This window comes from Pseudomonas sp. HMSC076A11 (genome assembly GCF_001810205.1).
Taxonomy (GTDB): domain Bacteria; phylum Pseudomonadota; class Gammaproteobacteria; order Pseudomonadales; family Pseudomonadaceae; genus Pseudomonas; species Pseudomonas aeruginosa.
Genome location: NZ_KV800319.1, coordinates 295,309 through 314,157, shown reverse-complemented (window position 1 = coordinate 314,157; position 18,849 = coordinate 295,309). Strand labels below are relative to the sequence as shown.

Sequence of the window (18,849 nt, the reverse complement as noted above, 5' to 3'; positions counted from 1 at the left end):
GAGTCGATGGCAACCTGATGCAATCTCATTGTGAGAGAACATCTCCGGACTTAGAATGCAAAAAACTCCTATCTTCTATCGCGATCGTCCAGCATCAATGGATCCTCTCTCCGAAGTCCTTTCCCTGGTCAACAGCCAGGACTCCTCCTTCGGCGCCCTGAAGACCGGCGGCGATTGGGCACTCCGCTTTCCGGCACCGGAAGGTGTGAAGTTCAACGTGGTAGTCCGTGGCGCTTGCCTGCTGGCCACCGACGGCATGGAAGAGCCGATCCGACTGGAAGCGGGCGACTGCTTTCTGGTGTCCTGCCGCAGTCCGCTGCTGGTCGGCAGCGATCTATCCCTTCCCGCCGCCGACGCCACGCTGCTCTACCGAGATGCCCCTGACGGCGTCGCGCACTATGGGGAAAGCGAGGATTGTTTCCTGATCGGCGGTCGCTTCGCCTTTGGCGAAGAAGCCAACCTGCTGTTCGACGGGCTGCCTCCGGTGACCGTCGTGAAAAGCGATTCGGACCAGGCATCCGTACTGAGCTGGGCCCTGCACCGACTGGCCCATGAGTTTTCCTGCCCGTCACCCGGTAGCGCGCTGATCGCTCGCCACCTGGGTCACATCATGCTGGCGCAGGTGCTGCGGCTCTATCTCGCCGGCGAGGGCAGCGACACGCCCAGTTGGCTGCTGGCGTTGTCCGATCCGCGCATAGGCGCGGCGATCCGGGCGATCCACGCCGAGCCGGCCAAAGTCTGGACGGTCGAGCGCCTGGCCGACGTAGCGGGTACCTCGCGCTCCACGCTGGCCCTGCGTTTCAAGCAAACCGCGGGACTGGCGCCGCTGGAATATGTATCGCACTGGCGTATGCAATTGGCCGCTCGCGCCCTGCGCGACAGCAAAGCGACGATTTCCTCGATCGCGCAAACCCTGGGCTACGGCTCGGACAGCGCCTTCAGCAACGCCTTCAAACGCATCATGAAATGCTCGCCCAGAGACTATCGCAGCCGGCAGGCCAGCAGGGCATAGCGCTCGGCGAACCGCCCATGCGGCAGGTTCCCCGAGCGGTCGAGCGCATGGTCAAACGACCGACGGAGCTTGCCACGGTATCTTTCCCGCCCGAAGGATGATCCCGATGGCCAGGACCACGCACGCGCCGAAGGCATAACGCAGGCCGAACGCTTCGGAGAGAAAGCCGATCAGCGGCGGGCCGATCAACGTGCCCAGGAATCCGATCGTCAGAACGGCTGCGATAGCCGAACTCGGCGCCATGCTCGAGGAGCGGGCGGCGGCCCCCGCCACCAGCGGAATGACGGTACAGATGCCGAGACCGACAAGGCAGAAGCCAATGATCGACGCCAGCAGGCTCGGATAGGCGATCGTCGTGACCATGCCGATCAAGGCGAGCCCCCCGCTCCACTGCAAGGTGCTGCGCGTACCGAAACGGTCGGCGACTCGGTTCAGCAGAAGCCGGCCGACAGTCATGGCGCCCATGAACACCATGAAGCCGACTCCGACCAGTTGCCGCTCGGCCGATACCACGTCCTGGAAATAGACGACGCTCCAGTCGTACATGATGCCTTCGCAGGCCATCGAGAAAAAAACGATCAGCCCGTAGTTGAAAAGCCTCCTGTCCGGCATCGCGAAGGCCCGCCCGACCCGCTCCGCGCCAGGCTGGTCGTGGAGAAAGCGCCAGCAGACCAGGGCGGCCAGGAAGGCGATCACCGATATCACGCCGAAATGCGTGGACAAGGCAAAGTCCTGCCCGATCATCAACGCCCCGAACCCGGCGCCGACGAATCCCGCCAACCCCCATATACCGTGGAAGAACGGCAACTCGGTCTTTCCGCTGAGCGCCTCCGACAGGCTTGCCTGGGTATTGTTCGACACATTGACCGCGCTATAGGAGAACCCCGATACGAACAACAGGGCAGCAAGCTGGTAGACGCTAGAAGCCAAGGGAACCAAGGACAGCAGAACGGCGTTCGTGAGAATCGCCGTTACTCCAACGTTTCTGCTGCCGAGCTTCGCGATCATCCAGCCGGATACCGGCAACGAAAGCACCACCCCGGCCGACATGGCGAAAAGCGCACTGCCGAACACCCCGTCGGAAAGCTGGAGTCCGTCTTTTATCGTGGCCATCCGGGAGCTGAGGCTCCCGAAACACAATCCGAGCATGAAGAACATGCCGGAGATGGCAATACCTTTCCCTACGCTGCTGGAGGTCATTCGATCGATCCCGGTGCTTGTTTGATGGACAGCGAAAGCGCGGTATCCGCGGCGTCTTCCGTGTGCTCGACTAGGACGCGAATGCGTCGATCCCGGTGAGCGTCGCCGAAAGCCTCCAGAGGCGGCGGGCCTGCTCCGGATCGATCGCATGCTCGCGTACGCCGGCCAGGGTGCGCGAGTCGTCCGGCGCGACGCCTGCGATGTCGCAATCCTCGCAGTAGAGCCCGCCCATCCCCGCCAACAGCGGAGAGGTCGCAGCCCATAGCTGGGTGGCAGCCCCCTGCTGCGGGGTCTTGAGCGTGTCGGGGCTGGCCGGGTTGCCGGCTTCGTCCATCCAGCCCAGGGCGATCATCTCCGCCCGTGGAACATGGCGTTGCAACGGTGTGGCGATGCTGCCCGGATGCAATGCGAAGGCACGCACACCCCTCTCGCGACCCAGCGCATCCAACTGGATGGCGAACAGGGCGTTGGCAGTCTTCGACTGCGCATAAGCCAGCCACTTGTCGTAGCCCCGTTCGAACTGCACGTCGTCCCAGCGGATCGCCGAGTAGTGGTGCCCGGCGGAGGACACGGCGACCACTCGCGCGTCGTCCGCGAGCGACGGCCACAAGAGGTTCACCAGGGCGTAGTGGCCAAGGTGATTGGTCGCGAACTGCGCCTCCCAGCCCGGGCCTACGCGGGTCTCAGGACAGGCCATCACACCGGCGTTGTTGATGACGATATCGGCACGACGGCGCGAGGCGGAGAAGGCCTCGGCGAACCGACGCACGCTGGTCAACTCGACCAGGTCGAGCGCCTGCACCTCGACTTCGTCGAGCCCGAGCAGCGCCTCCCTTGCCACATCCGGTCTACGCGCCGTAACAATGACCCGCGCGCCCGCGTCGGCCAGCGCCTTCGTGGTTTCCAGGCCAAGACCGGAGTAGCCGCCGGTCACGATGGCGGTCTTTCCGGAGAGGTCTCGCCCCGCCATCACCTCGCTGGCCTGCGTTTTCGCTCCGAATCCCGAATTGATGGGGGTTTGCCTGATAGCCATGAGAACTCTCCTCGCATGCGGAAGCGGCCAGGCGGATAGCGCTGGCTCTTGGGACGAGGGTCATTATCGAAGTGGAAAACTGGATTCCGAATGCAGCGGAATCCAGTTTCCTATCGAGATCGTCCGATCCCGTAAGCAGCTGTTTCATCACCGCTGCAAGAAAAGCACGGGACGGCGCAGAATTTGCTGTACGTTGGCGAACTCGCCAACAGCAGCTGAAGCAGGAAAAATTGATATCAACCCTAGGGCCTACTAACTAGGCAACTGTACTAAAACTGGGGGCAGGTCACTCCACCGAACACTTCCGGGAAGGCATGGAACACAATGACGGAAAGCACCGCCACTGCGCGCAAGCCATCAATCCAGAGCGATACTTTGGTGGATAACCGTTCGACATGAGCCTGACTTGTACTTGCTTGTTGAAGCCGCTCCCTCGCTTGCTCGGGAAGAGGTAAAACCACAGAAGCTTCCGCCGCCGAGCGAAGAAAATCGATGGCTAACATCAAAAATTCGCCGGCCTGCCAAAACGCATACATAGAAGACGGCGACCTGTCGGCCACCCTGCCCCATGTGCGTCTCTACGACCAGTAGTCGCTCCGCCCAGTTCGTGGGTAACTTGCTGGCGACGCGGAAATGGCTCAGCCCTTGCTGAGCAGCCTGGCCACCAAACGGCGATACCCCGCCAGAAGCGAAAATCTGTCCTGGTAGAAATCGAGGATCATGGTTTGCCCATGAATGTCGATGGTATGCGGACCGCGTGCGTCCTGGAACGCCAGGTTTGCTACACGCTTCTCCGAATAATGCTCTGGATCGAGCACCTCGATTTCGTTTACGGCCAGACTGCTTCCATAACCATAGGAGTTGTTCTGACCGAACCGGTAAAGCTTTCCTCCCTCCTTGAAGATACGCCCGCCCATTCGTGCGGAGCCGGGATTCATCACCACAGGGTTACAGGGATGGGAAGTGTAGGGTCCTTCCAGGCTCTCGCCGACATAAAGATAAAGGTTGTCCGAACCTGATACCGCCTGGCCGCAGAACAGGTAGTACCTGCCCCCGTGTTCGAAAAGCGTGCCATCCAGAATCCGCTCACCCTCCATTCCCTGGAATAGCTTCTTGCTCTCCAGAGCGAAAGGAGGAGGCAGAAGACAGCGAGCGGAATGAGAGGCGACTTCCGGTATCAGATATTCGACACCAGACGCCTCGAACGAATAGGGATAGGAAAAATGATTCCCCTTCAAGATCACACGTGAAAAGTCAAGACTCTGGGCCTTCAATTCAATGATTTCACCCAGACCGTTGCTAGCATTCAAGGCTTCGAGACGTATCAGCTTACCGTCCGCACTAAAGAAAGGATCGGCGTAGAAAGTATACCCCTTCTCCACCTTCGGAATCTTTCCTGCTGAGACGGACAATTCTTGCAACGAAGGAATATCGTTGTAAGGAAGCGCAACGACATTCCATTTTTTTTCGAAAAACGCCCCGTACGATAGCCGGGCAAGCCCCCGGAAGATAGTCTTGCAGAAAAACTTGAAGACGGTGAAATTGCTGGGCAGACGGTAGTTTTTGCCCAGCTTTTCTAATACCACCTGCTCTCCCCGAGAGTAATTGACAAGCGCCTTGCGAAGCAGCACGACCGAATTCAGATAAAAGTTTCTTGAGGTTTTCTTGTAGGAGTGGTGATGAACCTTGGAGTACCCGCGCACCAAGACCTCGCCGGCGTCCAGTTTGTTGGAGAGCTTCTGGACTATGATCCCGACGCTGTCTGCATTTTCATAGATCTCATAAAAGCCCGCGGGCCGCCCCCTGTAGTACTCTGGATCGCCATGGTGGTAGGAAAGAATGTCCAGCCTCTGCAATCCTCCATCGATGCGGAGCAGAGACATGCCAAACTTGATGACCAGCTTTATTCCCTTATCCAGAATTCGGGCGCAGACATCTTCCGGGATGCGCTGCCAGGCCCCTTCGTAATCAGAATCGAAATGAATGACTTCTGAGCCACGAGAGTCTAACTGCACTCGACGAGTCATATCATTCTTCAGGGAAAGAATATTGAGAAAATAATACCCGCAATGCTTGATGACACTTTTCTTGGTCGCGCTATTACGACAACTGAGAACCAATTGAATATCAAGATACTCAGAAGAGTCTTCAATCGCCCGCTTTTGCCACTCACTCAATGAAAGATCATCAACAATCAACGCGGCCTTTATTTTCATCCCGAAACTCGCCTCTGAAACAATGAAACCCCAAAAATGCTGCGAAATTTCGACAGCCCCGAGAAACCGACACTTTTCACTGAAAAGCTGCCATGACAATTAGCAAAGCATCATTAAAGCGAAGCAGTATATCTCATGATCGACGGGCCGGTTCAACCGTAAAACGGCCGTTAAACAGTTGCCGGACCACCAGCCAACGCTATACAGACATCATTTGGCGGAGCCATAAAAGACAACGGCCTTACGGCCGTTGTCTTTCGGATGAATCACCAGGGAAGAAGTGGCTTCACTCCCACTCGATAGTCGCCGGCGGCTTGCTCGACACGTCGTAGGTGACCCGGGAGATACCGGCGATCTCGTTGATGATGCGGTTCGAGACCTTCTCCAGCAGTTCGTAGGGCAGGTGCGCCCAGCGCGCGGTCATGAAGTCGATGGTCTCCACCGCGCGCAGGGCGACGACCCAGGCGTAGCGACGGCCGTCGCCGACCACGCCGACCGATTTCACTGGCTGGAACACCACGAACGCCTGGCTGGTCTTGTGGTACCAGTCGAAGGCGCGCAGTTCCTCGATGAAGATGTGGTCGGCCTGGCGCAGCAGGTCGGCGTACTCCTTCTTCACCTCGCCGAGGATGCGCACGCCCAGGCCCGGGCCGGGGAACGGGTGGCGGTAGACCATGTCGTAGGGCAGGCCCAGCTCCAGGCCGATCTTGCGCACTTCGTCCTTGAACAGTTCGCGCAGCGGCTCGACCAGTTCGAACTGCATGTCCTCCGGCAGGCCGCCGACGTTGTGGTGCGACTTGATCACGTGGGCCTTGCCGGTCTTGGCGCCGGCCGACTCGATCACGTCGGGGTAGATGGTGCCCTGGGCGAGGAACTTCACGTCCTGCAGCTTGGTGGCTTCTTCGTCGAAGACTTCGATGAAGGTGCGGCCGATGATCTTGCGCTTCTCTTCCGGGTCGGCGACGCCGGCCAGGCGGCCGAGGAACTTGTCCTCGGCGTTGGCGCGGATCACCTTCACGCCCATGTTCTCGGCGAACATGGCCATCACCTGGTCGCCTTCGTGCAGGCGCAGCAGGCCGTTGTCGACGAACACGCAGGTCAGTTGGTCGCCGATGGCCTTGTGCAGCAGCGCGGCGACCACCGAGGAGTCCACGCCGCCGGAGAGGCCTAGCAGGACCTTGGAGGAACCGACCTGGGCGCGCACGGTGGCGATGGCGTCGTCGACGATGTTCGAGGGGGTCCACAGCGCGGCGCAACCGCAGATGTCGAGGACGAAGCGCGAGAGAATGCGCAGGCCCTGCTTGGTGTGGGTGACTTCCGGGTGGAATTGCACGCCGTAGTAGGCGCGGGCATCGTCGGCCATGGCGGCGATCGGGCAGCTCGGGGTGCTGGCCAGGATGTGGAAGCCGGCCGGCATCTCGGTGACCTTGTCGCCGTGGCTCATCCACACGTCGAGGCCGAGCACGCCGTCGTCGTCCACGTGGTCCTCGATGCCGTCCAGCAGGCGCGCCTTGCCGACCACGTCGACGCGGGCGTAGCCGAACTCGCGCAGGTCGGAGCCCTGCACCTTGCCGCCCATCTGCTCGGCCATGGTCTGCATGCCGTAGCAGATGCCGAACAGCGGCACCTTCAGGTCGAACACCGCCTGCGGCGCGCGCGGGCTGTCGGCTTCGTGTACCGACTCGGGGCCACCGGCGAGGATGATGCCGCGCGGCGCGAAGGCGATGATCGCCTCGTTGCTCATGTCGAAGGGATGGATTTCGCAATACACGCCGATCTCGCGCACGCGGCGGGCGATCAGTTGGGTGTACTGGGAGCCGAAATCGAGGATCAGGATACGGTGGGCGTGAATGTCTTGGGACATGGCCATCTCTCGCTACGGAATTCGAAAACGACACGGGGCTGAATAGAACAGCCCCGTGCAGCACTCATTTCAATCAGCCTCAACCAACCCGGTAGTTGGGGGCTTCCTTGGTGATCTGGACGTCGTGGACATGGGACTCGGCCATGCCCGCGCCGGTGATCCGGACGAACTGCGGCTGCGTGCGCATCTGCTGGATGTCGGCGCTGCCGGTGTAGCCCATGGCGGCGCGCAGGCCGCCCATCAGCTGGTGGACGATGGCGGACAGGGCACCCTTGTACGGCACGCGACCCTCGATGCCTTCCGGCACCAGCTTCTCGGCGCCGGCGGAGGCGTCCTGGAAGTAGCGGTCGGACGAGCCCTGGGAGCCGGACATGGCGCCCAGCGAACCCATGCCGCGGTAGGACTTGTAGGAACGGCCCTGGAACAGCTCGATCTCGCCCGGCGCTTCCTCGGTACCGGCGAACATCGAGCCCATCATCACACAGTAGGCGCCGGCGACCATGGCCTTGGCCAGGTCGCCGGAGAAGCGGATGCCGCCGTCGGCGATCAGCGGTACGCCGGTGCCTTCGAGGGCGGCGGCGACGTTGGCGATGGCGGAGATCTGCGGCACGCCGACACCGGCGACGATGCGGGTGGTGCAGATCGAGCCCGGGCCGATGCCGACCTTGACCGCGTCGGCGCCAGCCTCGGCGAGGGCCTTGGCGGCCTCGGCGGTGGCGATGTTGCCGCCGATCACCTGGACGTCCGGGAAGGTCTGCTTGACCCAGCGCACACGCTCGATCACGCCCTTGGAGTGGCCGTGGGCGGTGTCCACCACCACCACGTCGACCCCGGCGGCGACCAGCGCGGCAACGCGCTCGCCGGTATCGGCGCCGGTGCCGACGGCGGCGCCGACGCGCAGGCGGCCCTGCTCGTCCTTGGACGCCAGCGGGTAGGTCTTGGCCTTCTCGATGTCACGGAAGGTCACCAGGCCACGCAGGTAGAAGTTCTCGTCGACCACCAGCATCTTCTCGATGCGGTTCTCGTAGAGCTTGGCCTTCATCTCTTCCAGCGGGGTGCCTTCGCGGGCGGTGACCAGCTTGTCCTTCGGGGTCATGATCGCGGCGACGGTATCGCCGGCGTTCGGCTTCACCCGCAGGTCGCGACCGGTGACGATACCGACCAGCTCGCCCTGCTCCACCACCGGGAAACCGGAGAAGCCGTACTCGCGGGCCATCTGCAGCAGTTCGATGATCTTGGTCGAGGGGGTCACGGTGACCGGGTCGCGGACGATGGCCGTTTCGTGCTTCTTGACCTTGCGGACTTCCGCGGCCTGCTGCTCGATGCCCATGTTCTTGTGGATGATGCCGATGCCGCCTTCCTGGGCCATGGCGATGGCCAGGCGGGCTTCGGTCACGGTATCCATCGCGGCGGATACCAGCGGGATGTTCAGTTCGATGCCGCGGGTCAGGCGAGTTTTCAAACTCACGTCCTTGGGCAGGACTTCGGAATAACCGGGGATCAGAAGGACGTCGTCGAAAGTCAGGGCTTCTTGACTGATTCGCAGCATGGCGGGCGCTCCCAGACGGGAAAAATGGAAGCGCGACATTATACCCAGCCACGCGCTTCCGCTCAACGCAGTTGATCGCCGAAAACGGCGAATGGGCAAATATCTTGCAAGGCGCCCGCCAGGCCCCGTTCCGCCTGTTCTATCCCGCATTTGCAGGATGGCAGCGCGGCGGCGGATGGCCGGATACTGCGTACGTCACCCAGCGACCGCCCAGGCGGCGGACGCCGATTCCAAGAACTATAAAAGTGGGACGGGGGAGAGAATGAAAGGGAGCACTGACCCGCATTCGTCATCCGCAGCCTTGCTCGCGGCGTTCGGCGCCGCCGTGCTGGATATCAACCGGCTGGCGCGCGACAAGACCCTGGAGCGTTTCCATCGCACCGCGCTGGAACGTCTGCAGCAACTGGTGCCGTTCCAGCGTGCCTGGTGGGGCCGCGCGGCGCTGATCGACGGCGTGCCGGTGGAGCACAGCGCACACCTGTTCAACCTCGAAGAGCACTATGTCGAGGACTGGAAATCGATCAGCCACGACGACATCACCGTCGGCCTGGTACACGCCCGCCCGGGCACCGCCGTGGCCGTCGACATGCAGGCCACCGCCGGGCTGCGCTGGCTTGGCGCGCGTCACGACATCGGTGAGCTGCTCTGCGTGATCCACGTCGATCCGATCACCCGCCTCAGCGACCATGTCGCCCTCTATCGCACGCCTGGCGGCCCGCCCTTCGCGGACCAGGAGAAGCTGCTCCTGGGGCAACTCTCGGCGCACCTGGCCGCGGCCGTCTCGGCCAACCAGATCCGTACCCTGGTGGCCCTGCGCGAATCCCTCGAACGCCAGGCTCTGGCCATGGCGGTATGCGATCGCTACGGCGTGCTGCATTGCGCCGAACGCGGCTTCGTCGACCTGCTGCTCGGCGCCTGGCCGGGCTGGACCGGCCCGCAGCTGCCGGAGGAAACCAGCCCGCAGGGCTATCGCGATACGCGCCTGGTGATCGACTCGCGGCAGGTCGGCGACCTCTACCTGCTCACCGCGCGGCAACCGAGCGCGATCGAACAGTTGAGCAATCGCGAAGGCGACGTCGCCCTGCTGTTCAGCGAAGGCAAGACCTACAAGCAGATCGCCCGCGACCTCGGCCTGGCGCCGAACACCGTGCGCCATCACATACGCACCATCTATTCCAAGCTCGGCGTCAACGACAAGGCGAGCATCGCCCACCTGCTGCACCAGTTCCCGCCTGGCTGACAGCCCTCCACCCCTGCCATCACCGCTTCGACCGCCCCGCCAAGGGCGGCATGGGCGCCCTTTCGCCTGCGAAAAGGCGCAACCACCACCGGCGCGACGAACGCCGGGCACACAACGACCGGGGAGACCGACACATGACCCACCGCACCGCCTCGATGGCCGCACCGACCGCCAGCGCCCTCGCGCTGCTCGGCATCCAGCTCCTGCTGGGCGCCGAAGCCGGCGCCGCCGACCTCAACGCCCGCGACTTCTTCGGCGCCCCAGCAGGCACCACGCTCGGCGTGCTCTACCTGCCGGCGACCCGCGCCCATGAGTTCCACGGACCGGCCGATCGCAACGGCAAGGCCGAACTGAAGACCAACGCGATGGCCTACCGCCAGGTGTTCTTCAGCGACATCTGCGGCACTCTCTGCACGCCGCAGTTCATCATTCCCTTCGTCGACATCGATGCGCGCCTGCCCGGCAGCGCCGGGCATACCGGCGAGACCGGTTTCGGCGATCCCCAGGTCGGCGGCACCCTGTTCTTCATCAACGACCCGGAACGGCGCCGCTACAGCGGCCTGCTGACCCTGATCACCCTGCCGCTGGGCGAGTACCACGCGAAGAACCCCGATGTCTCGCCCGGCGCCAACCGCTGGGGCGCCACCTTCGTCTACAACTACACCCAGGGCATCGGCCGCGACTGGGTGCTGGAAGCCAACCTGGAAGCGCAGTTCTACGCGAAGAACGACGACTACTTCGGCAGCGACCTGGAACAGAAACCGCTCTATCGCCTGCAAGCCTTCGCCTCCTACGACTTCAGCCAGAGCACCTACGGCGCCCTCAAGCTGGTGCACGCCGATGGCGGCGAACTGAAGCTGCAGGGCCATACCCTCGACGACACCCACCAGCGCTACACCCAACTCGGCTTCGAGCTAGGCCACTGGCTGGACCGGCGCAACAGCCTGATGTTCGGTCTCTCGCGCAACGTCGCCACCGACAATGCTTTCCATGGCAGCCAGGCCCTGTTGCGCCTGGTCCATGTGTTCTGAGGAGGCGCAACCATGAGCGCTTCCGACAAGACTCTCGCCAGCGCCTCTCCGGCGTCCGGCAACCTCGCGCTGCTCGCGGCCATCGTGGTGTTCGCCGCGATCACCCCGACCATCCTGATGACCGCCCCCGCCGTCGCCGCGCAACTGGCGACCCAGTGGCAACTGAGCCCGGCGCGGGTCGGCGACCTGTTTTCGGTGGAGCTGGGCGCCATGAGCCTGGCGACGCTGCCGGCCTTCCATTGGCTGAAACGCGTCGATTGGCGCCACGCGGCGCTGCTCGCCGGCCTGCTGTTCATCGCCGCCAACCTGGCCTCGGCGCTGGCCGGCAGCTACCCGCTGCTGCTCGCCCTGCGTTTCTGCAGCGCCCTCGCCGGCGGCTCGCTGATGATCCTCTGCCTGTCCAGCGCCGCCAGCACCGCCACCCCGAGCCGGGTCTACGGGCTCTGGGTGATGGGCCAACTGGTGGTCGGCGCCGTCGGCCTGGCACTGCTGCCGGCGCTGTTCGAACGCTTCGGCCTGGCCGCCTGCTACCTGTTGCTGGCCGGCCTGATGGGCCTCGCCCTGCCGTTGTCGCGGGCCTTCCCCAGTGGCAGCCCGCCAGCGGAAGCCCGCGCCAGTACCGGCGCGGTTCACTCGCGACTGCGGGTCGGGCTGGGTATCCTCGCCGTGCTCACCTTCTATATCAGCCTCAGCGGCGTCTGGACCTTCATCGGCGCCATCGCCGAAGGCGCGGGGATCGGTGCCGGCGCCAGCGGCGAGGTACTCGCCGTCGCCACCCTGATGGGCATCGCCGGGGCGGCCTGCGCCTCCTTCATCGGCAACCGCCTGCCGCGCGACCTGATGCTGCTCGGCGGCTACATGGCGATGGCCGCGGCGATCCTCCTGCTGATCGGCCAGCCGCCGCTGGCGCGCTTCGCCCTGGCCGCGCTGCTGTTCAAGTTCACCTGGACCTTCGCCCTGCCGTTCATCCTCGCCTGCCTCGCCGACCTGGACCGCTCCGGCCGCCTGATGAACGCCTCCAACCTGGTCATCGGCGGCGGGCTGGCCATCGGCCCGGCGCTGGCAGGACGACTCATCGAAGGCAGCGGCGGTTTCCTCCCGCTGCTGCCGATCGCCGCCGGCCTAGCCGCCCTCTCGCTGCTGCTGGCCCTGGCCTGCCGGCCACGCTGAAACCCTTTCCCGAACCACGGATACCCGCCATGACCCGACGTACCGCTTTCTTCTTCGACGAACTCTGCCTCTGGCACGCCGCCGGCCCGCACGCGCTGACCCTGCCGGTCGGCGGCTGGGTGCAACCGCCTGCCGCCGCCGGACACGCCGAATCACCGGAAACCAAGCGCCGGCTGAAAAGCCTGCTCGACGTGTCCGGCCTGACCGCCCGCCTGCAACTGCGCAGCGCACCGCCGGCGAGCGACGAGGACCTGCTGCGCGTGCATCCGGCGCACTATCTGGAACGCTTCAAGGCGTTGAGCGACGCCGGCGGCGGCAGCCTCGGCCAGGACGCGCCGATCGGCCCGGGCAGCTACGAGATCGCCCGGCTCTCCGCCGGCCTGGCCATCGCCGCGCTGGACGCGGTGCTCGCCGGCGAGGCGGACAACGCCTACTCGCTGTCGCGGCCGCCAGGTCATCACTGCCTGCCGGACCAGGCGATGGGCTTCTGTTTCTTCGCCAACATCGCCGTGGCCATCGAGGCGGCCAAGGCGCGCCACGGCGTCGAGCGGGTCGCGGTGCTGGACTGGGACGTGCACCACGGCAACGGCACCCAGGCGATCTACTACCGGCGCGACGACGTGCTGAGCATTTCCCTGCATCAGGACGGCTGCTTCCCGCCTGGCTACAGCGGCGCCGAAGACATCGGAGAGGATCGCGGTCGTGGCTTCAACCTCAACGTGCCGCTGCTTCCCGGCGGCGGTCACGACGCCTACATGCAGGCCATGCAACGCATCGTGTTGCCAGCGCTGGAGCGCTTCCGCCCGCATTTGATCGTGGTCGCCAGTGGCTTCGACGCCAACGCGGTGGACCCGCTGGCACGCATGCAACTGCACAGCGACAGCTTCCGGGCGATGACCGCGATGGTCCGCGACGCGGCCGAGCGGCATGCCGGCGGACGCCTGGTGGTGGTCCACGAAGGCGGCTACTCGGAAGCCTACGTGCCGTTCTGCGGCTTGGCTGTGATCGAAGAACTCAGCGGCGTGCGCAGCGCGGTGCGCGACCCGCTGCGCGACTTCATCGAGTTGCAGCAGCCCAACGCGGCGTTCCGCGACTTCCAGCGCCAGCGCCTCGAAGAGCTGGCCGCACAGTTCGGCCTGTGCCCGGCGCAGCCGCTTCAAGCGGCCAGGTAGCGCCCGACCAGCGCCAGGCCGCTGCACAGCACCAGCCAGGTGACCAGGCGGACGAAGGCTTCACGCGACAGACGCAGGGTCACCCGACGGCCGATCCACAGGCCCAGCGCCATGCCCGGCAGCAGGCAGGCGGCGAGCAGCCAGGGCTCGCGCGCGGCATACAGCCCGGCGAGCAGGAACAGCCCCAGGCGGACGAAGGTGCTACAACCGATCAGCGCGCTCTGGGTGGCACGCATCTGCTCCTTGCTCGCCAGGCGTCCGTTCAGGTACAGCGAATAAAGGAAGCCGCCGCTGCCGAACAACGCGCCGAACAGCCCGCCGAAGACACCGAAGGGCAACGCCCAGGTCGCCCGCCAGCGCGGCTGGCCGCGTGGCTGGAGGAACAGCGCGTAGAGCGCATAGAGACTGACGAACACGCCGAGGGCCAGCATCAGCAGCTCCGCGCGTAGCGCCAGAAGTCCGTACGCCCCGAGCGCACAGCCCAGCAGCATGCAGGGCAGCAGACGCTTGAGCTCAGTGACGGCGATCTGCCGCCGCGCCGGCAGCCAGTTACCGAACGACGCGCTGAAATCCAGCAGGACCAGCAGCGGAATGATCTGCGACAGCGGCAGCACCCCGGCCAGCAACGGGCCGGCGACCAGCGCGGTGCCGAAGCCGGCGATGCCGAACACCACATAGGCGAGGACGATGGCCAGTTCGACCAGCAGCCATTGCCATAGGCTGAACGGCAGGGCGGCGAACAGGACTGACGGATCGAGCGAGGACATGGCGACTCCCGGAACGACGACCTGCGCACTCTAGCGAGCGCAACGGCGCGCCAGCCAATACAATCCGAGCCCTGTAGCCATCTCGAAAAGGCATGGGGAATCTTCCGATGATCTCTTTGCGGCAACTCCATTACTTCGTCGAAATCGTCGAGTCCGGCGGCTTCAGCCGTGCCGCCGAACGCCTGTTCGTCGCCCAGTCGGCGCTCAGCCGGCAGGTGCGCGAACTGGAGGACAGCATCGGCACCCCACTGCTCCGCCGCGGTCCGCGCCAGGTCGAGCTGACGCCGGCCGGTCGCGCCTTCCTGCCACGCGCGCAGCGCCTGCTCGGCGACCTGGAGGCCGCCCGGCGCCTGGCTCGCGAGGTCGGCGAAGGCGGCCATGGCCTGCTGCGCCTGGGGCACTCCAGCTCGGTGCCGCTGGTGGGCGGCCTGCAAGCGGCGCTGCGCGGCTACCTCGCGGCGCAGAGCGGCGTCCGCCTGGAACTGACCCAGCAATCCTCCGAGCAGCAACTCGCCGATCTCGCCGAAGGACGCCTGGACCTTGGCCTGCTGCGCCTGCCGGTGCTGCGCCAGCATCCCCGGCTGCACCTGCGCGCCCTGTACCGCGAGCCGTTGCTCCTGGCTCTCGCCGCCGACCATCCGCTGGCCCGCCGTGAAGCCCCCGTGGCCCTGGCCGCCCTGGCCGGAGAAACCTTCGTCTCCATTCCCCACCTGCAACGCGGCGGCCTCAGCTATCGCGCCGCCGAACTCTGCCTCGGCGCCGGTTTCTACCCACGCCCGGCGCGCGCGCTGTCGCGCAAGACCAGCCAGTTGCAACTGATCGAGGCCGGCTTCGGCGTCGCCCTGGTGCCCGCCTCGATGCGCGCCATCGCACCGCCCGCCGTGCGCTTCATGTCTCTGGCCGAGGCCGAGGCATACAGCGAGGTGGCGCTGGCCTGGCGACGCGACGATAGCCCCCTGGTGGAAGGCTTCGTCGAATATTTCCTGGAGAATCTGCCGAACGAAGCCAAGGATTGATCGCACATCCCGGTGCGCCGCCTTATCATGCCGCCCATGCGTAACGATCCCTTCCAACGGCTCGGCCTCGATCGCGAGGTGCTGACCGTCAGCCAACTGAACCAGCGCGCCCGCCTGCTGCTGGAAGACGTGTTCCCGCAGGTCTGGGTCGAGGGCGAGCTGTCCAACCTCGCCCGGCCGGCCTCCGGCCATGTCTACTTCACCCTCAAGGACAGCAACGCGCAGATCCGCTGCGCGCTGTTCCGGCAGAACGCCCTGCGCGTACGCCAGGCCTTGCGCGACGGGCTGGCGGTAAAGGTGCGCGGGAAGATCTCGCTGTTCGAGGGACGCGGCGACTACCAGTTGATCGCCGATACCGTCGAGCCGGCCGGCGACGGCGCCCTGCGCCTGGCCTTCGAGGCATTGAAGGAAAAACTCGCCGGCGAAGGCCTGTTCGCCAGCGAACGCAAGCGTCCGCTGCCCGCCCATCCGCGCCGCATCGGTATCGTCAGTTCGCCCAGCGGGGCGGTGATCCGCGACATCATCAGCGTGTTTCGCCGCCGCGCACCGCAGGTCGAGCTGACCCTGGTGCCCACCGCAGTCCAGGGCCGCGAGGCCGTCGCACAGATCGTCCGCGCGCTGCAACTGGCCGACCGGCAGGGCTTCGACGCGCTGATCCTGGCCCGTGGCGGCGGTTCCCTGGAAGACCTCTGGTGCTTCAACGAAGAAGCGGTGGCGCGCGCCGTGGCGGCCTGCGCCACGCCGATCGTCAGCGCGGTCGGCCACGAGACCGACGTATCGATCAGCGACTTCGTCGCCGACGTGCGCGCGCCGACGCCTTCGGCCGCCGCCGAACTGCTGGCGCCCAACGCCGGCGACCTGCAGCAGCGTCTCGACGGCCTGCGCCGGCGCCTGGTGCTGCGCATGCGCGACCAGTTGCTGCGCGAACGCCTGCGCCTGGAAGGCGTCGCCCGCCGCCTGCGCCATCCCGGCGAACGCCTGCGCCAGCAGGCGCAGCGCCTGGACGACCTGGACATGCGCCTGCGCCGTGCCCTCGAGCGCCAGCTGGCGGTCCGCCACGAACGCCTGGTCCGCCTGGAGACACGTCTCGCCGCACAGCATCCGGGCCGCACCCTGGCGCTGCTCCGGCAGAAGCTCGACAGCCTCGCCGCGCGCCTGCCGCGCGCCGCCCGTGAGGTACTGAAGGATCGTCGTCAGCGCCTCGAAGGACTGGCGCAGACGCTCAACGTGGTCAGCCCGCTGGCGACCCTGGGCCGCGGCTACAGCATCCTCCTCGACGAGCGTGGCCGGGCGATCCGCGATGCCGGCCAGACCCAGCCGGGACAGCGCCTGAAGGCGCGCCTGGCGGAAGGCGAACTGGAGGTGCGGGTCGAGGACAACCACCGGACGCCGGTGACCCTGTCGCTGCTGGACTGAGCCGCGATGATCCGCCTCAGCCAGCGCGCCCTGGCCTACCTCAACGAGGTGATCCACCACGGTTCTCTTCGCCGCGCCGCCCAGCACCTGAACATCGACCCCTCGGCCATCAGCCGGCAGCTCGCCAGCCTGGAGGAACATCTCGGCGTGCGCCTCCTGCAACGCACCCCGCAAGGCGTGGCGCCTACCGAGGCCGGCGAGCTGCTGGTGGCGCACTACCGCCAGCAACGGGCCAACGAAGAGGGCGTGCTGTCGCGTCTGTCGGCCCTGCAGGGGCTGCGCCAGGGCAAGGTGCGCCTGGCGGTCGGCGAGGGCTTCATCGCCGACCTGATCTCCCAGCCATTGCAGAGTTTCATCCTGCGCTACCCCGGCATCGAGCTGGAGGTCCGCATGGCCGGGGCCAACGAAGGCGTGGCGCTGGTCAAGGAAGACGCCGTCGACCTGGCCCTGGTCTACGCCCCGGTCGAGGACGGCGAGTTGGACGTGCACGTCGACACCCGCCAGCCCCTCGACCTGATCATCCCCGCCAACCATGCCCTCGCCGGACACCGCGGCGCGGTGCCGATGCGCGCGCTGCGCAACGAGTCGCTGGCGTTGATCCACAACAGCACCGGCATGGGCCAACTGGCGGTGATCGCCGCCCAACTGGAGCGCATCGAGCTAAGGCCGAAGCTGCGCACCAACTCGGTGGCGGTGCTGACCAATTTCGTCAAGTCCGGCATCGGCGTGGCCTTCATGCCGGAGTTGACGGTCAGCCACGAGATCGAGGCCGGGCATATCCGTTGCCTGCCGCTGGCCCACCCGGCGCTGCGCGACGCCCGCGCGCGGATCGTCAGCCACAAGGGCCGCGAGCTGACCGTGGCGGCGATCGCCTGCCTGGAACACCTGCGCCGCGGCATGCGCTTCTTCAGTGGCGACGCGCCCGGGCTCTCGCAGCGCTGAGGCGTTGTCTTTTTCGCATCACGTCCGGACTTGAATAGTCAACGAGACAACGGCTAGCGTTGCTTCGCTTTCGTGCGAGCACCCGGCCCCGCGCCCCGACAAGAAGTGCCGCCGATCCCCCGACCGTTCGGACTGCCATAAGGAAAACAACATGCACACGAATCCGCGCCACGGCCTCGCCCGCCGCTTCGCCGCCGGACTGCTGGCCGCCGCCCTGGGCCTGGGCGGCAGCCTCGCCCAGGCCGCCACCACCCTCAACCTGAGCTATAACGGCGCCGCCGACAGCGAGAAGAACCTGGTGCACCTGTTCGCCAGCAACCTCAAGCGCCTGGCCGAGGAAAAGAGCGGCGGCGAACTGCAGTTCAAGCTCTACCCCAACAGCATGCTCGGCGAAGAGGAGCAGCGCATGGAACAGGTGATGACCGGCCCCGGCCTGAACATCGCCTCCTTCGCCGGGATCGCCCCGCTGTTCCCGGAGATCTACGTCAGCGCCACGCCCTTCATGTTCAAGGACGCCGCCGCGGCCCACGCCTTCTTCGACAGCGGCAGCTACTGGCAGGCCGCCCGCGAGGCCTTCCGCGAGCGCACCGGCACCGAGCTGCTGGCGGTGGTCGAGGAAGGCGGCTTCCTCAACTTCACCAACGGCAAGAAGCCGATCCACGGCCCGGCGGACTTCCAGGGCCTGCGCTTCCGCGCCATGGATCCCAGCCAGGTGGCGCTCTACGAAGCCTTCGGCGCCTCCGGCACGCCGATCCCCTGGACCGAGTTGTACATGGGCCTGCGCACCGGCGTCGCCGACGGCCAGATGAACCCGACCTCCTACATCATCCTCGGCAGCCTCTACCAGGTGCAGAAGTACCTGACCCTGGCCAACATCCAGTACTCCGACCAGTTCCTGGTGGCCAACGGCGATCTGCTCGCCAGCCTCCCGGCAAAGGAGCGCCAGGCCCTGCTCGACGCCGCCGCCGAAGCCACCCGGCTGAACCGCGAGGCGGTCGCTGCCCAGCAGGAGCGCGACCTCGCGTTCCTCAAGGAAAAGGGCATGCAGATCATCCAGCCGTCCGCCGATGACCTCGCCGCCTTCCGCGAGAAAGGCCAGCCGTCCTACCTGGCCTGGCTGAAGACCCAGGACATCGAGCCGCGCTGGACCGAGATGGCCTTCCGCGACGCCGGTCTCGCCACCGCCCCCTGACCTTCGCGCGTTGCCCCCCGACGGCCGCT

The 18,849-nt window shown here is 65.5% G+C and carries 16 protein-coding genes; 9 read left to right on the top strand and 7 right to left on the bottom strand.

Features of this window, described 5'->3' with window-relative positions; genetic code table 11:
* Window positions 1–97: 97 nt before the first annotated feature.
* Window positions 98–1,012, top strand: a complete 915-nt coding sequence (locus HMPREF2716_RS25905) for an AraC family transcriptional regulator (RefSeq protein ID WP_009313493.1) — start codon at window positions 98–100, stop codon at window positions 1,010–1,012.
* A 51-nt stretch (window positions 1,013–1,063) separates the two neighbouring features.
* Here HMPREF2716_RS25905 and HMPREF2716_RS29535 read toward each other — a convergent pair whose 3' ends face one another.
* The 6 genes from HMPREF2716_RS29535 to guaB all read right to left on the bottom strand — a co-directional run bounded on the left by HMPREF2716_RS29535 (window position 1,064) and on the right by guaB (window position 8,874).
* Window positions 1,064–2,212, bottom strand: coding sequence for an MFS transporter (locus HMPREF2716_RS29535; protein WP_033862821.1), 1,149 nt, complete (start codon window positions 2,210–2,212; stop codon window positions 1,064–1,066).
* Between the two features lie 70 nt (window positions 2,213–2,282).
* Window positions 2,283–3,245, bottom strand: a complete 963-nt coding sequence (locus HMPREF2716_RS25895) for an SDR family NAD(P)-dependent oxidoreductase (protein WP_023099263.1) — start codon at window positions 3,243–3,245, stop codon at window positions 2,283–2,285.
* 269 nt (window positions 3,246–3,514) lie between these two features.
* Window positions 3,515–3,748: a hypothetical protein gene (locus HMPREF2716_RS29530; protein ID WP_124173797.1), complete on the bottom strand. Its 234-nt coding sequence runs from the start codon at window positions 3,746–3,748 to the stop codon at window positions 3,515–3,517.
* A 135-nt stretch (window positions 3,749–3,883) separates the two neighbouring features.
* Window positions 3,884–5,461, bottom strand: a complete 1,578-nt coding sequence (locus HMPREF2716_RS25890) for a glucosamine inositolphosphorylceramide transferase family protein (RefSeq protein ID WP_070622051.1) — start codon at window positions 5,459–5,461, stop codon at window positions 3,884–3,886.
* Window positions 5,462–5,747: 286 nt separating this feature from the next.
* Window positions 5,748–7,325 (bottom strand): glutamine-hydrolyzing GMP synthase, encoded by a 1,578-nt coding sequence (gene guaA / locus HMPREF2716_RS25885; protein ID WP_003105901.1) that lies wholly within the window; start codon window positions 7,323–7,325, stop codon window positions 5,748–5,750.
* 79 nt (window positions 7,326–7,404) lie between these two features.
* A complete protein-coding gene (gene guaB / locus HMPREF2716_RS25880) occupies window positions 7,405–8,874 on the bottom strand; it encodes an IMP dehydrogenase (RefSeq protein WP_003092702.1) in 1,470 nt (489 codons plus the stop codon).
* 262 nt (window positions 8,875–9,136) lie between these two features.
* On the opposite strand from guaB, the gene HMPREF2716_RS25875 reads away from it, so the two are divergent.
* The 4 genes from HMPREF2716_RS25875 (at window position 9,137) to HMPREF2716_RS25860 (ending at window position 13,487) form a co-directional block, all read left to right on the top strand.
* Window positions 9,137–10,114, top strand: a complete 978-nt coding sequence (locus tag HMPREF2716_RS25875) for a helix-turn-helix transcriptional regulator (protein WP_012613656.1) — start codon at window positions 9,137–9,139, stop codon at window positions 10,112–10,114.
* Between the two features lie 134 nt (window positions 10,115–10,248).
* The gene (locus HMPREF2716_RS25870; RefSeq protein WP_003162436.1) at window positions 10,249–11,145 is read left to right on the top strand and encodes a transporter; all 897 of its coding nucleotides are present in this window, start codon (window positions 10,249–10,251) and stop codon (window positions 11,143–11,145) included.
* Between the two features lie 12 nt (window positions 11,146–11,157).
* Complete coding sequence (locus tag HMPREF2716_RS25865) at window positions 11,158–12,315, top strand: MFS transporter (protein ID WP_019681641.1); 1,158 nt, start codon at window positions 11,158–11,160, stop codon at window positions 12,313–12,315.
* A gap of 29 nt (window positions 12,316–12,344) precedes the next feature.
* Window positions 12,345–13,487 carry a class II histone deacetylase gene (locus HMPREF2716_RS25860; RefSeq protein ID WP_070622050.1) on the top strand — a complete coding sequence of 381 codons (1,143 nt, stop codon included), beginning with the start codon at window positions 12,345–12,347 and terminating at the stop codon, window positions 13,485–13,487.
* On the opposite strand, the gene HMPREF2716_RS25855 is transcribed toward HMPREF2716_RS25860, so the two are convergent.
* Window positions 13,472–14,254, bottom strand: coding sequence for a sulfite exporter TauE/SafE family protein (locus HMPREF2716_RS25855; protein WP_003113815.1), 783 nt, complete (start codon window positions 14,252–14,254; stop codon window positions 13,472–13,474). The two genes, HMPREF2716_RS25860 and HMPREF2716_RS25855, sit on opposite strands and share 16 nt — an antisense overlap.
* A gap of 107 nt (window positions 14,255–14,361) precedes the next feature.
* Between HMPREF2716_RS25855 and HMPREF2716_RS25850 the strand changes: the two genes are divergently transcribed.
* The 4 genes from HMPREF2716_RS25850 to dctP all read left to right on the top strand — a co-directional run bounded on the left by HMPREF2716_RS25850 (window position 14,362) and on the right by dctP (window position 18,820).
* Window positions 14,362–15,270 (top strand): LysR family transcriptional regulator, encoded by a 909-nt coding sequence (locus HMPREF2716_RS25850; RefSeq protein WP_003137872.1) that lies wholly within the window; start codon window positions 14,362–14,364, stop codon window positions 15,268–15,270.
* Window positions 15,271–15,306: 36 nt separating this feature from the next.
* Window positions 15,307–16,686 carry an exodeoxyribonuclease VII large subunit gene (gene xseA, locus HMPREF2716_RS25845; protein ID WP_031801431.1) on the top strand — a complete coding sequence of 460 codons (1,380 nt, stop codon included), beginning with the start codon at window positions 15,307–15,309 and terminating at the stop codon, window positions 16,684–16,686.
* Window positions 16,687–16,692: 6 nt separating this feature from the next.
* A complete protein-coding gene (locus HMPREF2716_RS25840; RefSeq protein ID WP_003092728.1) occupies window positions 16,693–17,628 on the top strand; it encodes a LysR family transcriptional regulator in 936 nt (311 codons plus the stop codon).
* A gap of 151 nt (window positions 17,629–17,779) precedes the next feature.
* On the top strand, window positions 17,780–18,820 hold the full coding sequence (gene dctP, locus HMPREF2716_RS25835) for a TRAP transporter substrate-binding protein (RefSeq protein ID WP_003118314.1): 1,041 nt from the start codon (window positions 17,780–17,782) through the stop codon (window positions 18,818–18,820).
* Window positions 18,821–18,849 lie beyond the last annotated feature (29 nt).

What these genes read in the sequence shown, in the direction of transcription:
- HMPREF2716_RS25905 (WP_009313493.1), top strand. Translation starts at nt 98, where the DNA reads ATGGATCCTCTCTCCGAAGTCCTTTCCCTGGTCAACAGCCAGGACTCC.
- HMPREF2716_RS29535 (WP_033862821.1), bottom strand. Translation starts at nt 2,212, where the DNA reads ATGACCTCCAGCAGCGTAGGGAAAGGTATTGCCATCTCCGGCATGTTC.
- HMPREF2716_RS25895 (WP_023099263.1), bottom strand. Translation starts at nt 3,245, where the DNA reads ATGGCTATCAGGCAAACCCCCATCAATTCGGGATTCGGAGCGAAAACG.
- HMPREF2716_RS29530 (WP_124173797.1), bottom strand. Translation starts at nt 3,748, where the DNA reads ATGTTAGCCATCGATTTTCTTCGCTCGGCGGCGGAAGCTTCTGTGGTT.
- HMPREF2716_RS25890 (WP_070622051.1), bottom strand. Translation starts at nt 5,461, where the DNA reads ATGAAAATAAAGGCCGCGTTGATTGTTGATGATCTTTCATTGAGTGAG.
- guaA (WP_003105901.1), bottom strand. Translation starts at nt 7,325, where the DNA reads ATGTCCCAAGACATTCACGCCCACCGTATCCTGATCCTCGATTTCGGC.
- guaB (WP_003092702.1), bottom strand. Translation starts at nt 8,874, where the DNA reads ATGCTGCGAATCAGTCAAGAAGCCCTGACTTTCGACGACGTCCTTCTG.
- HMPREF2716_RS25875 (WP_012613656.1), top strand. Translation starts at nt 9,137, where the DNA reads ATGAAAGGGAGCACTGACCCGCATTCGTCATCCGCAGCCTTGCTCGCG.
- HMPREF2716_RS25870 (WP_003162436.1), top strand. Translation starts at nt 10,249, where the DNA reads ATGACCCACCGCACCGCCTCGATGGCCGCACCGACCGCCAGCGCCCTC.
- HMPREF2716_RS25865 (WP_019681641.1), top strand. Translation starts at nt 11,158, where the DNA reads ATGAGCGCTTCCGACAAGACTCTCGCCAGCGCCTCTCCGGCGTCCGGC.
- HMPREF2716_RS25860 (WP_070622050.1), top strand. Translation starts at nt 12,345, where the DNA reads ATGACCCGACGTACCGCTTTCTTCTTCGACGAACTCTGCCTCTGGCAC.
- HMPREF2716_RS25855 (WP_003113815.1), bottom strand. Translation starts at nt 14,254, where the DNA reads ATGTCCTCGCTCGATCCGTCAGTCCTGTTCGCCGCCCTGCCGTTCAGC.
- HMPREF2716_RS25850 (WP_003137872.1), top strand. Translation starts at nt 14,362, where the DNA reads ATGATCTCTTTGCGGCAACTCCATTACTTCGTCGAAATCGTCGAGTCC.
- xseA (WP_031801431.1), top strand. Translation starts at nt 15,307, where the DNA reads ATGCGTAACGATCCCTTCCAACGGCTCGGCCTCGATCGCGAGGTGCTG.
- HMPREF2716_RS25840 (WP_003092728.1), top strand. Translation starts at nt 16,693, where the DNA reads ATGATCCGCCTCAGCCAGCGCGCCCTGGCCTACCTCAACGAGGTGATC.
- dctP (WP_003118314.1), top strand. Translation starts at nt 17,780, where the DNA reads ATGCACACGAATCCGCGCCACGGCCTCGCCCGCCGCTTCGCCGCCGGA.